Below are 15,414 nucleotides of genomic sequence, written 5' to 3'. Positions count from 1 at the left end.
TGTAAAACTGTTTCGGTTCATCTTTTTTTGTTATTAAAAGAATAGTGCCTAATTATAGCCCTTCAATTTCAATTGTTTTAGCAGGGAGGAATTCTTCTCCAGTTTCCAGGTAGCGAACCGTTACTTTATCTCCTTCTTTTAAATAGATCGCTAACGGGGCTTTTTCAGATGAAATAAGGTAATTTTTATGGTTGTCTAATAGGAATGAAACAACTGTGAAATCTCCGGATTTTTCTTTATAGACTCTTATGACTGTTCCGGATATTTGCTTGTCTTCAGCTTTCGAACTGCCGTCGACTGTACCTTTTCCTCTTTGTAAGGCTGTCTTATATTGTTTTAGCGCTTCATTTGGAGTGACACCATAAACGGAAATTTCCGGATTTGCTGCAGAGACGATAAAGTAATTTTGCAGAAAACCATTTGAATCCAATACAGGTGTTAACCAGCTTGCTTCTCCATAAAAATTATAGAGAATTGGCATTTGTCCATGCCATTTCTTTTCAATAAATTTCTTCTCAATGATCTGCAAATCTCCTTGTGAATCCATGTAGGATTGGTTAGGGTTCCCGGTATAATAGGTCGCTTCACCCGTTCTTGAGTTGGTCAATGAGTACCCAAGCATCGAGTCTACACCTTCTTTTGGACTGGTGAAATCGGTGAAATAAAACATGACCCCTTGTTCATCAAAAATGGGACTTACATTTGCCTCCGTACCTTCATCAGAGGGAAGCTTTACATCTGATTTTCCAAATTTGCTATTCCAAAATCCATGGACAAAGTTCCCAAAGTAGCTGTTTTGCAGACTGACTACCTCAGGTGATACTGCACCATCAATAAAATCTGGGACCGATCCTAAAGGATATTCCTTCGTTTCGCCTGTCTTAGAATCTACTACAACAATACCTTCAACATCGAATCCATTACGTGCCGAAATAAATTTACCGTAAGAACGGATATAAAATGGTTTTCCCTCTTCATCAATTTCTAATTGTACGTCACCATAGAATATTTTCTTCGGATATTTCATGCGCATATGCCGCTCAATATTTTTATTAAAGAAAGAAGAAGGTGTAAAAACCATTTCTGACTTGATGAATTTAGGATTTGCAGACGAATCGGTAGCACTTAAGGAAAAATAGCCTGGTGTCTGATCCCCTTTCCACCATTTAAAAAAGCCTGAGAATTCAACAGGAGCAATATACATATATTCTCCGTTCACTTTTTGAATTTGCAAATTTCCAAGCTCGTAGTAGCTTGTATTCGGGACTTGACCGAAAGCTTTTTTCATTTTGTTCCGCGCAAATTGGGGCGGGACGCTTGCAGGTGTTTCTGTTTCATCAAAGGTCTTGATTTCCACTTTTTGATCCATTTTAGCAATTTCATATTTTTCATCAGCGTTAAAAATAAAAGCGGTTAGGAAATAGCCTCCCGCGATGATACTAACTAAGAATAAAAAGCCTTTTAACTTTCTTTCCATTCCTTTTGATAGGACGGCTCCTCCCGCGGTTAGCAGGATCGCTAACGGCCATAAAGAGGAGAAGTTTCTATCAAAATTACTAAAATAATAGAAGGCAAATACAGCAGGCATTAATATAACTACCACCGCTATGATTATTCCTGACTTTATATGTTTACTTACTTTCTTACTTAGCTGGTCATTTTTATAAAACGGTATAAGAATGAGGGCAGAAGCAATCCCAATGATCAGCGTAAATAAAACTATGTTTCCCATAAAAATCTCCTTTCCAACTTTGTACTTTAATACATTCGGATAAATATACGGATTACCAACAGAAAAAGTTTCACTAAAAATTGGTTTCTATTCTTCAAAAAGCCTAATATGTAAATTTAAGATAATTTTTATAATACAGGAATGAAAAATGAGGAGGAGGTCTCAAACGGTTAAGCACAAGAGACCTCCTCCTATTTTATTCATTCATTATTCATAAGAACGTTCTAACTCATCTATAAGGGAACCGACATAGGAGACTGCTTTTCTAATCTGGTCTGGTTTCGACATATCCACACCTGCATGTTTTAAAAGTTCAAGAGGCTTCATTGTTCCGCCGGCACGAAGTACCTCAAGCCATCGGTCCACGGCTGGCTGTCCTTCCTCCTGAATCATTTGGGCAACAGCAGTCGATGCAGTTAAGCCCGCAGAGTAGGTGTATGGATATAATCCCATGTAATAGTGGGGCTGACGCATCCAGGTTAGGCTTGCACCTTCATCAATTTCAACGGTGTCTCCCCAGAATTCAGAAAGAACAGCACCCGTTATTTCACTAAAAACTTTAGCTGTTAGCGGTTTGCCCTCCTCAGCAAAGGCATAAACTCTTCGTTGATATTCCGCTTCGAGCAGATGTGTGACAAAATTATGATAGTACGTACCCAGTAGCTGTAGAACAACCCAACGGCGCATTTGTGTATTTTCATTTTTAGCAAGCAAATACTGCCCTAAAAGCATTTCATTCATCGTCGATGGTGCTTCTATAAAATACAATGATGGACGGACATTCATGATCCGCTGATTTTTATTCGCTAGATAGAAATGACCGGCATGACCAAATTCATGAGCAAGTGTGAAACATCCGCGCATATGATCCTGCCAGGTGATAAGAATGTAAGGATGGGCACCAAATGGACTCGAACAGAATGCGCCTGTTGATTTCCCAACGTTATCTGCTAAATCCACCCATCTTTCATTAAAGCCTCTTTCAATAATATTGCAATACTCTGGACCCATTACTTTTAAAGACTCTAAGATTACAAATCTCGCATCCTCATAAGTTGTTTTTGGATTAAAATCCGGATCCAATGGTGCTTTCAAATCACAGAAAAGTATTTGATCAAGGCCTAAAATCTTTTTCTTTAATTGCGCAAAGCGGCGCATGTGCGGCGCCAATTCTGTAAAAATAGTATCGATCTGATTGTTGTACATTTCTAGCGTGACCTGCTGTGGTTTGAGCAGCATGTGGGTGACAGACTCATAATTACGTAAGCGTGCAAGGGTTACCTGTTTATTTACCTCAGCAGCATACGTTGCGGCCATTGTATTTTTGTACTGCTTTAGAGTTGAAACGAAAGAGTTATATGCCTTCCTGCGGACATCCGTATTCGCTGAAAACTCGTAACGGTTCTCAAACAAGGCAAACGATACAGGAAGCTCTTTTCCATCGGCATCCTGAATGGGTGAGAACTCCATATCAGCCAACTTAGACATTTGATAGATTTGATAGGGCGCACCTTGCAAATCACCAAGTGCAGCCAGTGCTTCTTCTGTTTCAGGTGATAATTTATGTTTTTTCATTTTAAGAAGCTCTAGTAGATATTTCTGGAATTCCTTAAGCCCAGGTTCTACTTCGAGGTATTTTTCAATAATTCCATCTTCAAGAGCAAGAATCTCGGAATCAATAAACGATAATGCAGCTATACTTTTTGTGCGCAAGGCAGAAAATTTTGCTGCATTCGCCTGATTTACTGGATCTGTCCCGTCTGCGGATTGTTTCAGGTTTGCAAATGTCCATGCTTTAATGATTCTCATTGTAAGCTGTTCTTGTGCATACAAGCATTCTAATAATGCTTTTGAACCAATATGTAATGTCCCTTTAAATCTGGTAAACTGCACAATTTCTTTGCTTATCAATTCTAGTTCAGCTTCCCAAGCTTCTTCTGATGGGAATAGATCATCCAGTTTCCATTTAAGATCTTCGGGAACCTCTGAGCGAGCAAGGCGTTTTTCAACCATTTTTACCATCGAATCTCCTCCTATTTTTTTCGTACTACTAAATATTATCTCATATGAACCTAAATATGTTATACTTTTCTGAAAAAGGGGGAGTTACTGTGGAAGAAAAGGTAGTAAAAGCCATTCAAGATGAGTATCCTGAGGATTTTGCCTGGTGTTATGGCTGCGGGCGGTTAAATGACATGGGTCATCATTTTCGAACAGGGTGGCAAGGGGAGCATACGGTGACGATTTATTCACCTGAACCAGAGCACTTAGCATTGCCGGGTTTTGTCTATGGCGGGTTAATTGCTTCGTTAATTGATTGCCATGGAACAGGTTCTGCAGCATTGGCACTGCATCGAAAGAATGGTTATGAACCAGGTGAAGGGGCAGAGCCCCCACGGTTTGTGACTGCATCATTAAATGTTAACTTTTTAATGCCCACTCCACACGGTGTACCATTAAAAGCAATAGGAACTGTCCATGAAATTCATCCGAAAAAGTTTAAAGTGGAGACAGAAGTTTTTGCAAATGATAGCCTTTGTGCACGTGGAGAAGTCATCGCTGTTGTCATGCCGAGTACTTTTTTGAAAAAAGAATAATAAAAGGCGGTGTAAGCAAAACTAGAATTCACAAATTCAAAGTAATGAAAAATATATTATCACTTGACTTAATTAACTGATTCGTTTTGTTTCGCTGCGCGCCTTTTCTAAGCCAAAACCCCTAATCTGTTATTGATTAGGGGTTTTTTCTGTTTCAACTTGCATAAAAAAATCTTCCGCCAACTGTTCTAACTGTTGGAGTTCTTTCTTCCAAAAAGAACAACCATGCATTGATGAAAGAGCACTTTCAATTAAAAATTTACGCGGTTTATTTGAATGCAGTAATTCATCCTGGATAAATTCTAATAGTTCAATATATTTTTCTTGTTCACCTTTAATAGGTGAATTTTTTGAAATCGCTTTCCGTAATGATCCAGATACCTGGAGAAGTTGATTTTTAAACCCATGATTATTCTTCGAACAGTTTGGAAGCCATTTTTCCAAAAGCTCCGGTTCTAGCAATTGATCACCGGATTCTGATACCTCTTCAACCATTTTCATCAAACGCATAACGCTATAACGAACCACAGAGCTGATTTTTTCACCCGATTTATGAGCCCTTCGATTATATTGTACATTTTGCTGCAATATGCCCTGAAACATGATTGCACAATCTAACAAGTATGGTTTCTTATCTTCACCAAAAATATCATTGAACCTGCGATATAGCCACCGTAGCGAATTCAACCGGTTTTGTTGGATAAATTGCTTTAAGTCAGCATCATTTGAAGCCAATACCTCTTCATAAATGGCAATCAGTTTGTTTTTTCTATTCGTAATCATCTGCATTTCAATTTGTTTAATGAAAATCTCAATATTTGCAGGATCTTGGCCAACAAGTAAATCGTTCCGATCCATTTCCAGTTTCTTGTAAATAGTTTGATAGATGCCAATTAATAATTCATTTTTTGATGAAAAATAATTATAAAATGTCCCTTTAGAAATCCCACTATAATCTAGAATGTCTTGAATAGACGTTGCCTGGAAACCTTTTTCGATAAATAGTTGATGTGCCATTTTGATGACATGTTGTTTCCGATTGTACATTTAATCACCTTTAGTTTGTTTTGTACCCCTTGTATAAATTTATACTACCTTAATTTCGAAACCTTGACAAACCCATAAATATTCAGATTTTTGGATTAAAAAAATAAGTATATTTTAAGGAAAATTAATTTCCAAAAGGGAGGTGACTATTATCGTCATTTCTCTTTTTTTAATATTAATGATACGAATAGTGAATTTTTCTAGGAATAATTTGCATTTTTATTAAAAAAAACTCAATATTAATGGATGAAGTTATATTAGGAGGATTTTCACATGTTAAAAGATAAAATTATACAATACATACGAGTAAATCAAAAAGATGACTCAATCATATTATTTGAAGAAGAGATAGACTTTCTTAAAAATCTTCAATTTCTTGAGAACGTTCAATTTGTGAAGAAAGATGCCAGCACACGATTTGAGGATGCATATATTGAACGTTGTGATAAAGAAACAGAAAATATGATCAGGATTGAATCATCCGCGTTTTTATCTGAACGAGTTGAATACCTGAAAAAGCATAAAAATGAGTTTATTTATTTAGAATCAAAATGGTTTGATTTGGTAAATGTAGATGCTATTTCATTAGAAGCAGATGATGTTTTTGGCACATATGATGTTATGTTAGGTTTAAAGCTTCAGAAGAAATTTGAAAAAGTATTAAAAGAACTGTTGGATACAAGTTTATATGGTGATGAGGCAAAATTTGATTTAATCTTTAGTCATGAGGATGGTTTATGGAATTTGAATTTTGCTTTAAATTTTGTTGAGGGTTTTACTGAAGAAATGACAATTGATGAAGCATTCCAATTAATTTATCGTTTCCTTTTTAAACTGAATGAAGCAGTTGAAGGGAAGTAATATTGATTTGCGTTCTTCATCTTTTCAACAGCTCTAAAGATTTGAATTGGTCTTTATTAAGTTAAAATTAAATTGTGAAGTTTAAGGGGAGGCAAAAAAGGACTCCCCTTTTCAGCATTATTAATCAATTTAAATCCTGCTCATTAACCGAAATAGCTGAACCAGTTGAAGTGTGTTGGTTTATCCATCCAAGAGATGTTTCAGAAACATCTGTCCAATTTGGGATTTGATCCTTATGCTGTTCGACCCAGCTCATGCAGTACTGCGGATCAATATTATTATCGAGGCATTGACAAAGAAAGGATTGAATGGTTTCCTGGTTGCAATTTTCCCACGCACCACATGTATTAAGCCACGCATTTTCCATTTTTGTTTGTATGGCAGCCTCATTGCTAAAACCACTAAAATTATTAGGCAAATTAATTCCTCCCTGGCATTTTTCACTTCATTAGTATGTCCATGCAAAATTATCATAAGCCTGTTTAACAGTAATTATTGATAAAGAATATTATTTTTAATCAATGGGATATTAAATGTGTGTTTTCTGTGTTGATGCTCCTGGTGTAAATAAAGCAATAAAGTCAGACAGTCTTGATGGCCGTCTGACTTTTTCTTATTTTTATAAAGAATCGATTAAAGTTTTTCTAAATAAATTCAATTCAAAAATATTAGAGGGAGATCTATAGCTATTTATTCATGTCGAATTCTTTTTTGAAGATTGCTACATTGGAATTCCCGATTTTTAACAGTAGGTATCATTTAAAAACATTGATATTTCAAGGGATTATATCCTATTAGTGTCTTTTCAGTTCGAATATAAAAAGTAAGTAGGAATATATGACAGTTCGCTATATTTTTACATTATTTTTTACACCTTTGTGTTAAATTGAAAAAGTATTCAGAAAAATGTACAAGAAATCTTTGTCTTCACGATAGAACATAATTTCGTGCATACACTATTACTTTAACTAGCATCATTGACCCTATGAAACAAATATCTTTTTACATATTGGATAATGAAATGCTTGCATCATTTTACAAGTTGTAAGGTGTATTGCCAACTAAAGGCCTGTAAAATTAATATTAAGATACGGAATTTTCTGTAAATTACCAAAAGGAGTGGTGTGAATTTACTAGTCTTGATTTATTGAAGCGCTTTCATTTTTTTAGAAATATTATCCATTCATAATTGAAGGAGGGTTTCTCTTGGTGAATGAAAAAATGCAGCGTATTTCCTTGTCCAACCTTGAAAACAACTTTCTCGAGGTAGAAAAACCACTAACAAACCAAGAAGCTATTGAAGAATCGAATCGTTGCCTCTATTGCTATGATGCCCCATGTATAAAAGCATGTCCTACTGGAATCGATATTCCAACCTTTATTAAAAAAATTGCCTCAGGAAACTTACTTGGCTCTGCTAAAACAATTATGGCTTCAAATCCCGTTGGAGCCAGCTGTGCCAGGGTTTGTCCTACAGAAGAGCTCTGTGAAGGAGCTTGTGTCCTAAACCATTCAACGAAACCAATCATGATCGGTAATCTGCAAAGATATGCGACAGATTGGGCTATCAAAAATGAACAGTCACTTTTTCAATCTGGTGTTTCAAACGGCAAGACGGTTGCAGTAATTGGAGGCGGACCTGCCGGATTATCAGCCGCACGAGAACTTGCAAGATTAGGCTATGATGTCACGATCTTTGAAGCTGCAGAGAAAGCGGGCGGTTTAAATACTTTTGGTATTGTATCTTTCCGTTTACCGCAAAAGATTTCTTTCTGGGAAGTTGAACAGGTTGAAAAATTGAATGTAAAAATCAGAACGAACACGGTGGTCGGAAGGGATATTTCAGCAAAAGAAATAACTGAAGATTTCGATAACGTTGTTTTGGCGGTTGGAATGGCACATGTTCCGAACCTAGGTGTTGAAGGTGAAAACTTAGACGGAGTCTATGATGCGATTGAATTTGTTAGGGCAACAAAAAGTGGGCAATTATCCCAAGCTTTTGTTGGCAAGCGTGTGGTTGTCATTGGTGCAGGGAATACAGCAATCGACGGTGCGACATGTTCTGTCCGTTTAGGAGCGGAAAACGTGAAAATTTTATACCGTAGAACGGAAGAAGAAATGACCGCATATGATTTTGAATACGAATTTGCTAAACAAGATGGTGTCGAGTTCCGCTGGTTAACTGCACCGAAAAGAATTATCGGAAATGAAAGTGGAAAGGTAACGGGCATTGAGTGTATTAAAATGAAGCTCGGTGAGTCTGAAAAGGATGGCCGCCGTAGACCAGTCGCGATAGAAGGCTCCGAATATGTAATTCCTGTGGATGCGGTGGTAAAAGCAATCGGGCAAACAAGGCACTTGGAGCTAATTGAGGCATTTGGTCTACATCATGATGGGGGTGTCGTAAATGTAGACCAAGCTACATTCCAGACTTCCAATCCAAACATATATGCTTGTGGTGATGTGGTATTCGGTAAAGGAAAAGGAGACGCAATGGTCGTAACCGCTGCCCAGCAAGGAAAAGATGCTGCCTATGCCATTCACAATCAATATTCGGCAGTTGGATCAGTAAATTGACTCTATTAATCTTTGAATGATAAAGGGGGAAAAGAAATGGCTGATTTACGTATTAATCTTGCAGGAATTCAATCTCCTAATCCATTCTGGCTGGCGTCAGCACCTCCTACCAACTCAGGCTATCAAGTTCAGAGAGCCTTTGAGGCAGGCTGGGGCGGGGCAGTGTGGAAAACCTTGGGTGATCCGATATTAAATGTATCATCAAGATTTGCTGCGATTAGTTTTAACGGACAAAGAGTAGCCGGTTTCAATAACATTGAGCTTATCACCGATCGTCCTTTAGATGTGAATTTAAAGGAAATTTATGAAACAAAAAAGCGATTTCCTACCCATGCTATTATTGCATCGTTAATGGTGGAGCCAAAGCAGGAAAAGTGGCATGAAATTGTGAAACGGGTAGAAGATGTTGGGGTGGACGGCCTAGAGTTAAACTTTGGCTGCCCGCATGGGATGGCGGAGCGTGGTATGGGATCTGCTTCCGGGCAGGTACCAGCACTTGTTGAACGTCAAACCTATTGGGTAAAAGAAGTGGCCAAGACACCAGTCATTGTTAAATTGACACCAAATATAACTGACATTACCGCAACGGCCGAAGCAGCTTGTAATGGCGGTGCAGATGCGATTAGTATGATTAACACGATCAACAGCTTAATGGGGGTGGATCTCGATACTTGGAATACCATTCCGCATGTAGCAGGAAAAGGGGCACATGGCGGCTATTGCGGTCCTGCAGTTAAGCCGATTGCCTTAAATATGGTCGCAGAATGCGCAAGACATCCACAAATTAACGTGCCGATCTCCGGAATTGGCGGTATTTCGAACTGGCAGGATGCGGTTGAATTTATGTTAATGGGTGCGACTGGGGTTCAGGTTTGTACTGCCGCCATGCATCACGGTTTCCGCATAGTCGAGGACATGATTGAGGGACTCAGCCATTACCTTGATCGTAAAGGAATTGCCTCTGTTTCAGAAATCATTGGAAAGTCAGTTCCAAAATACTCTGATTGGGGTAACTTGGATTTGAATTACAATATCGTCGCTAAAATCAATACTGATGTTTGTATCAACTGTAATAAATGTCATATTGCTTGCGAAGATACATCCCATCAATGTATTGACATGCTAACAGATACATCAGGAAAGAACTATCTTAAAGTACGGGAAGAAGACTGTGTTGGCTGCAATTTATGCTCGATTGTCTGCCCAGTTGATGGGGCAATCGACATGGTGGAAGCAGCTAGGGAGATGCCGCCAATGACATGGAATGAGCGCCAATCCGCTTTAAATGTCGTTGTAGAATGCAAAGCAGATGTATCCAAATAAAGAAATTTAGATTAGGAGGAATCGATTAATGAAAAAAATCATTAAAAACGGCACTATTGTCACTGCCTCAGACTCTTACCAAGCAGAGATATTAATCGAAGATGGCAAAATAACGCAAATTGGTGTAAATCTATCAGAACTTGGTGCAGAAGTCATCGATGCGAAAGGCTGTTTGGTTTTCCCAGGAGGAATTGATCCGCACACCCACTTAGACATGCCTTTTGGCGGAACAGTAACAAAGGATGATTTTGAATCAGGGACGATTGCTGCTGCCTTCGGCGGCACAACAACCGTTATTGACTTTTGTTTAACCAATAAAGGGGAGCCGCTTAAAAATGCGATTCAAATCTGGCATGATAAATCTAAGGAAAAAGCTGTCATTGATTATGGATTCCACTTAATGATCTCAGAAATCAACGAGTCCGTTCTGAATGAACTTCCGCAAGTCATTAATGAGGAAGGGATAACCTCGTTTAAAGTATTTATGGCTTATAAAAATGTTTTTCAAGCCGATGATGAAACATTATTCCGTACGCTGGTTTCCGCAAAAGAACATGGGGCATTAGTCATGGTCCATGCAGAAAATGGGGATGTTATTGATTATTTAACAAAGAAGGCATTAGAGGAAGGGAAGACAGAACCAATTTATCATGCGTTAACAAGGCCAGCTGCATTAGAGGGTGAAGCGACAGGGCGCGCCGCCAAACTGACAGGGCTGGCTAGCTCTCAGCTTTATGTTGTTCATGTATCATGTGCCGATGCAGTTGAAAAAATAACCGAAGCACGCAGTAAGGGATTTGATGTGTGGGGAGAAACATGCCCGCAATATTTAGTTCTCGACCAAAGCTATTTAGAAAAACCGAATTTTGAGGGAGCAAAATTTGTTTGGTCACCGCCATTACGTGAAAAGTGGAACCAGGAGGTTCTTTGGAATGCCTTAAAGAGCGGCCAGCTCCAAACACTTGGCTCCGATCAATGCTCGTTTGATTTTAAAGGGCAAAAGGATTTAGGAAGGTCTGATTTTACAAAAATTCCGAATGGGGGTCCTATTATCGAGGATCGTTTATCCATTCTATTTTCAGAGGGAGTGAAAAAAGGGCGTATTAGCCTAAATCAATTTGTAGACCTTACTTCAACACGGGCCGCTAAGCTGTTTGGTTTATTCCCTAATAAAGGGACAATTGCCATTGGTTCAGATGCTGACCTTGTTATTTTTGATCCGAATATTGAACGGGTTATTTCTGCAGAAACCCATCATATGGCGGTTGATTACAATCCATTTGAAGGGATGAAAGTGACAGGTGAGCCTGTTTCCGTTTTAGTCCGGGGAGAATATGTTGTCCGAGATAAGCAGTTTGTAGGAAAACCGGGTTCCGGTCAATATTTAAAGAGAGCTAAATATAGCAGCAATGCACAAATAAATCGGAATGAAACACTCACAATCTAAACTTTGAGAATTGTCCTGCTCCATCGCCTAGCCCCACGAGATTAAACAACCTCAACCATATGAAGTTTAAAGGCAAATCTTATATGGTTGAGAACATTTCCTTGGCTACAGTAAACTCACGCCTTTCTGTACTTAATATGGGAGACTAAGAAGATTTCGGACTAAGTGTTCCTATATCGGGGCTGACCAAGGCTCTTCCACATTTCGATTTTGAACTACTCCTGAAATTGCTTAGGTGGTTCTAAGCAGTTTCCATTTTTAAAAATTTGAACGTTGATGTCGGTTGTTTGAATTAGGTTTTTTAATATTCTAGGAAGATAAACCGAAAACAAGGAGTGTTCATATGAAAAAAAGCCACTTAAAATCACCAGACTTATTTCCGATTCATCATAAAGACAGGAAAATAACAAAATTAGGGTTCTCGTTTATGTGGGTGGGGATGGTTGTCGTTCTTGCCACCTTTGCCATTGGCGGAGCAGGAGTAATGAAAATATCATTACCATGGGTCATTCTTGCTACTGTCATAGGCAGTCTTGCGATTGGATTTTTCATTTCCCTAATCGCCGATATTGGAATAGAGCACGGATTGTCTTTTCCTGTTTATATGAGAGCACCGTTTGGAACGATTGGAACCCACATTCCTTCTATTACCCGTGGTATAACGGCCTCTATGTGGTTTGGTGTTAATACGTATTTTGGATCTACCGCAATGAACGGAATCTTAAATATGTTATTTGGCTTTGATAATTGGTTTGTCTGCTTTCTTATTTTTGCAGTAGTTCAATTGGTTAATACTGCTCTTGGCATTAAATCAATTGAGCGTTTTGCTGATTTAGCGGCACCGGTTATTCTCATAATCGCTTTATGGATGTATGTGTCATTATCTGACCAGGCTTCTGCGGCAGGAAGAGAAGTATGGAGCTGGGTTGAGTCCCCTGTAACAGGTGGTGCTGCTTTTTCTGCATTTTTAGTTGTTATTTTTAGTAATATGGGCTTTTGGGCGACATTGAGTGCGGACATTCCTTCCATCTCTCGGTTTATCAAGGCACCTGTCAATGAAAAGAACTGGTTTAAGCGAAATAAAGCATCGTTAATCGGAAATATGATTGCAATGCCATTAACACAAACATTTATGATTGTCATTGGTGCGGTTTCCTATATCGCTGTATTAAACGCTGACCCAGTTGTAGCTCTGCAAAAGTCAGCTAGCGGTTTTATCCTTGCAATTTTACTGTTAATGATTGTCCTTGCCCAATGGTCTACAAACACGGCAGCGAATGTTGTGCCCGCCGCAACGATTTTCTCTAATGTTGGTGGTCCAAAGTTTCCATTTTGGGCTGGTGTCATAACTGCTGGGATTGTAGGAACAATCGTACAGCCATGGCAGCTGTTTGATATTATTATTCAAGTTCTTTTATTTGTCGGTGGTATTTTAGCCGCAATTGTTGGGATCCTGTTTGCCGATTATTATTTGCTTCGGAAGAGACGTGTGAATGTTCCTGAATTATATGAAGACCAAGGCCAATATAAATATATGGGCGGTATCAACTTAGCAGGTTTTATTGCTTGGATTATTGGGGCTGGAGTATCCTATTTTGTTCCCGACTTTGGGTTTTTAGTTGGATTTATATTGGGTGCAGGCGTTTACTATGTTCTCGCAAAATATTGGTGGTTCAACAAGTATCGTCAAGCTGAAATCGAGGATCCAAGTGATGAAAAATATTTAGGGATTTCCGTTGGCAGGGATTGGGTAATCGAGGATAAAGCCTATGAACCTGTGGTAGGGGAAATTCCCAATAATGTAGATTTATATTAAATCATGATATGAGGAGGATAATATGTCAGATCATCAGCAATTTCTCGATGAACGAGATAAAATTGATTTTCTTATCCAAAAGGGATGCCGCATTAGCGGGGTAAGAGAACATTTAAATGGCGCTTCTGTTGATTTTTTACATCCAAATGGAAATGTAACCGAAACACTTCAGATTGGAACGGCTAATGGTCGGAAGTATTTTTCTAGTATATTAATTAACCAGAAACAAGTGAACAGCTAAGTGGTGTTGGGTAAAGAATGAAGGATTGGTTGTATGGCCAATCCTTCTACCCAAAGTACTGTTTTTAAGGAGAACCTTACTTTATGAAGGAACATTTTCAACTAACAGTCTCAGATATATTTAAACGAAAGCACTTTGAACAAGCTTTAGTTATCGCGGGAAATGAGGGCATTCAGCGGACCGTCAAATGGGTTCATGTGGTTGAGGTTACTAGTATTCGAAATCTATTAAATGGAAATGAGCTTATTTTATCAACAGGTGTTGCCTGGAAGGATAATATGAAATTATTTGTCTCCATGGTAAAGGAATTTATTGATAACAAAGCTACTGGTTTATGTATTGAAATGGGTACATACCTAACTAAGGTTCCAGATGAGGTAATTGAAATTGCCAATGAGTATCAATTCCCGATTATTATTTTTCAAAAAGAAGTCCCGTTTGTTGAAATCACACAGGATATACATTCGGTCATTATTAACCAGCAATACCAGAAGATTTCGGATTTAGAAAATTATTCTCAGAGCTTAAATAAACGGCTGCTAACTATTGAAACGTATGAGGATATCCTTCAATTTATTTTCACTGCATTGGATGTACAAATTATTTTCCGCCTGAAAAATCAAGAGCATGAATTTGTACCGGAAATAAGCAAAAGTGAACAATACTCTATTATTCATCAGCTAGATGAGGCAAAGTTGCAAGCTAATGATTTTATCGCTTATTCACCTATCTTTTTGTTCGGTCAGGAATATGCCGAGTTGTTTATTTATTCCAAGGATATACCGATCAGCGAGTATGATTTATTAATTTTAGACCGAACAGCGACGGCAATAGCCCAGCATTTATTACGAGATTTATATGTGGAAGAAAAAAAGCGGGTAGAAGAGTTTGAGTGGCTCCATGGCTGGCTAGAGGGTGAACATTCATTTGAGGATATTCATGAATACTTATTTGAAAATGGGATTAAAGGAAAAACGAATGACGTAATCGTTTTGATCACCAAACAAACACCCATAAAAGAAAACGCAAGTCATGATGTTACTTACTTAAAATTATTATTTCGTTCTTTTTTTGAACAGAATGGCTTTGCCGTCTTTTTCGTCGAAAAAAGAAACGAAATTACCTTCATTCTTCTAAATAATCGCACGAAAAAAAATCTGAAGGAACGGATTAAAAATGCGATCGAATCCATCCAGGAATCAGAATTTATCCGCAAACAAAATCCAGGAAGGCTCATGATTGGAGCGGGGAAGTTTATTCATTCAGTACTTGATGTACATAGGAGCTATCAGACAGCCAAAGAAACACTAAGAATTCAACAAAAAATGACTAACAAACAATTCTTTTATTTTTACGAGGATTTGCATCTATATCGACTTATTTCGCAGATGAGTAAACATACCGACTTGCAGGAGCTTGCATTGGAATATCTCCATCCTGTTATTCAATATGATCAGAAATACAATGCCAAGCTTCTCGAAACATTAAAAGCCTATTTGGAATGTAATGGCTCAAAGCAGGAAACCTCCAATAAGCTGTTTATCGTCCGGCAAACTTTATACCATCGCCTGCAAAAGCTTGAAAATCTTTTAGGTGAAGATTTTATGGAGCACGAAAAAAGGGTTGCAATTGAATTTATGCTTCTGGTCCATGGTTATTTATCGGCTGCCCAGCCAAGTGATAATTTAGTGACAAATAGAATACATGTTAAATGAATGTTCAAATTGTCATGGAAATGATCTTAGCCATTTTACAGAGTGTCTAGTGAAAGCA

Annotated in this window: 12 protein-coding genes; 8 read left to right on the top strand and 4 right to left on the bottom strand. The window is 38.2% G+C overall.

All coding sequences use genetic code 11. The features are described 5' to 3' along the window. Positions 1-52 precede the first annotated feature (52 nt). Positions 53-1,732, bottom strand: a complete 1,680-nt coding sequence (locus tag QNH20_RS14530) for a hypothetical protein (RefSeq protein ID WP_283918718.1) — start codon at positions 1,730-1,732, stop codon at positions 53-55. Between the two features lie 207 nt (positions 1,733-1,939). After that, a complete protein-coding gene (gene pepF / locus QNH20_RS14525) occupies positions 1,940-3,754 on the bottom strand; it encodes an oligoendopeptidase F (protein ID WP_283918717.1) in 1,815 nt (604 codons plus the stop codon). Between the two features lie 89 nt (positions 3,755-3,843). Here pepF and QNH20_RS14520 point away from each other — a divergent pair, with 89 nt between their 5' ends. Continuing rightward, entirely contained in the window at positions 3,844-4,329 is a 486-nt protein-coding gene (locus QNH20_RS14520; protein WP_283918716.1) for a PaaI family thioesterase, read from the top strand. Positions 4,330-4,458: 129 nt separating this feature from the next. On the opposite strand, the gene QNH20_RS14515 is transcribed toward QNH20_RS14520, so the two are convergent. Further along, positions 4,459-5,376, bottom strand: coding sequence for a TetR/AcrR family transcriptional regulator (locus QNH20_RS14515; protein ID WP_283918715.1), 918 nt, complete (start codon positions 5,374-5,376; stop codon positions 4,459-4,461). A gap of 273 nt (positions 5,377-5,649) precedes the next feature. Between QNH20_RS14515 and QNH20_RS14510 the strand changes: the two genes are divergently transcribed. Beyond that, the gene (locus QNH20_RS14510; RefSeq protein ID WP_283918714.1) at positions 5,650-6,237 is read left to right on the top strand and encodes a branched-chain amino acid aminotransferase; all 588 of its coding nucleotides are present in this window, start codon (positions 5,650-5,652) and stop codon (positions 6,235-6,237) included. A 124-nt stretch (positions 6,238-6,361) separates the two neighbouring features. Here QNH20_RS14510 and QNH20_RS14505 read toward each other — a convergent pair whose 3' ends face one another. Then, positions 6,362-6,655, bottom strand: a complete 294-nt coding sequence (locus QNH20_RS14505) for a hypothetical protein (RefSeq protein WP_283918713.1) — start codon at positions 6,653-6,655, stop codon at positions 6,362-6,364. An 803-nt stretch (positions 6,656-7,458) separates the two neighbouring features. On the opposite strand from QNH20_RS14505, the gene QNH20_RS14500 reads away from it, so the two are divergent. The 6 genes from QNH20_RS14500 (at position 7,459) to QNH20_RS14475 (ending at position 15,356) form a co-directional block, all read left to right on the top strand. Next, complete coding sequence (locus tag QNH20_RS14500; protein WP_283923414.1) at positions 7,459-8,814, top strand: NAD(P)-dependent oxidoreductase; 1,356 nt, start codon at positions 7,459-7,461, stop codon at positions 8,812-8,814. 36 nt (positions 8,815-8,850) lie between these two features. Continuing rightward, complete coding sequence (preA, locus tag QNH20_RS14495; RefSeq protein WP_283918712.1) at positions 8,851-10,137, top strand: NAD-dependent dihydropyrimidine dehydrogenase subunit PreA; 1,287 nt, start codon at positions 8,851-8,853, stop codon at positions 10,135-10,137. A gap of 28 nt (positions 10,138-10,165) precedes the next feature. Further along, a complete protein-coding gene (hydA, locus tag QNH20_RS14490) occupies positions 10,166-11,584 on the top strand; it encodes a dihydropyrimidinase (protein WP_283918711.1) in 1,419 nt (472 codons plus the stop codon). Positions 11,585-11,927: 343 nt separating this feature from the next. Then, on the top strand, positions 11,928-13,400 hold the full coding sequence (locus tag QNH20_RS14485; RefSeq protein ID WP_283918710.1) for an NCS1 family transporter: 1,473 nt from the start codon (positions 11,928-11,930) through the stop codon (positions 13,398-13,400). 22 nt (positions 13,401-13,422) lie between these two features. Further along, the gene (locus QNH20_RS14480) at positions 13,423-13,641 is read left to right on the top strand and encodes a hypothetical protein (protein ID WP_283918709.1); all 219 of its coding nucleotides are present in this window, start codon (positions 13,423-13,425) and stop codon (positions 13,639-13,641) included. An 83-nt stretch (positions 13,642-13,724) separates the two neighbouring features. Next, positions 13,725-15,356 (top strand): PucR family transcriptional regulator, encoded by a 1,632-nt coding sequence (locus tag QNH20_RS14475; protein ID WP_283918708.1) that lies wholly within the window; start codon positions 13,725-13,727, stop codon positions 15,354-15,356. The last annotated feature ends 58 nt before the right edge of the window (positions 15,357-15,414 follow it).

The sequence above is a fragment of the Neobacillus sp. WH10 genome, assembly GCF_030123405.1.
GTDB lineage: Bacteria > Bacillota > Bacilli > Bacillales > Cytobacillaceae > Neobacillus.
This window is presented reverse-complemented; position numbering and strand designations above follow the sequence as displayed.

What these genes read in the sequence shown, in the direction of transcription:
- QNH20_RS14530 (WP_283918718.1), bottom strand. Translation starts at nt 1,732, where the DNA reads ATGGGAAACATAGTTTTATTTACGCTGATCATTGGGATTGCTTCTGCC.
- pepF (WP_283918717.1), bottom strand. Translation starts at nt 3,754, where the DNA reads ATGGTAAAAATGGTTGAAAAACGCCTTGCTCGCTCAGAGGTTCCCGAA.
- QNH20_RS14515 (WP_283918715.1), bottom strand. Translation starts at nt 5,376, where the DNA reads ATGTACAATCGGAAACAACATGTCATCAAAATGGCACATCAACTATTT.
- QNH20_RS14510 (WP_283918714.1), top strand. Translation starts at nt 5,650, where the DNA reads ATGTTAAAAGATAAAATTATACAATACATACGAGTAAATCAAAAAGAT.
- QNH20_RS14500 (WP_283923414.1), top strand. Translation starts at nt 7,459, where the DNA reads ATGCAGCGTATTTCCTTGTCCAACCTTGAAAACAACTTTCTCGAGGTA.
- preA (WP_283918712.1), top strand. Translation starts at nt 8,851, where the DNA reads ATGGCTGATTTACGTATTAATCTTGCAGGAATTCAATCTCCTAATCCA.
- hydA (WP_283918711.1), top strand. Translation starts at nt 10,166, where the DNA reads ATGAAAAAAATCATTAAAAACGGCACTATTGTCACTGCCTCAGACTCT.
- QNH20_RS14485 (WP_283918710.1), top strand. Translation starts at nt 11,928, where the DNA reads ATGAAAAAAAGCCACTTAAAATCACCAGACTTATTTCCGATTCATCAT.
- QNH20_RS14480 (WP_283918709.1), top strand. Translation starts at nt 13,423, where the DNA reads ATGTCAGATCATCAGCAATTTCTCGATGAACGAGATAAAATTGATTTT.
- QNH20_RS14475 (WP_283918708.1), top strand. Translation starts at nt 13,725, where the DNA reads ATGAAGGAACATTTTCAACTAACAGTCTCAGATATATTTAAACGAAAG.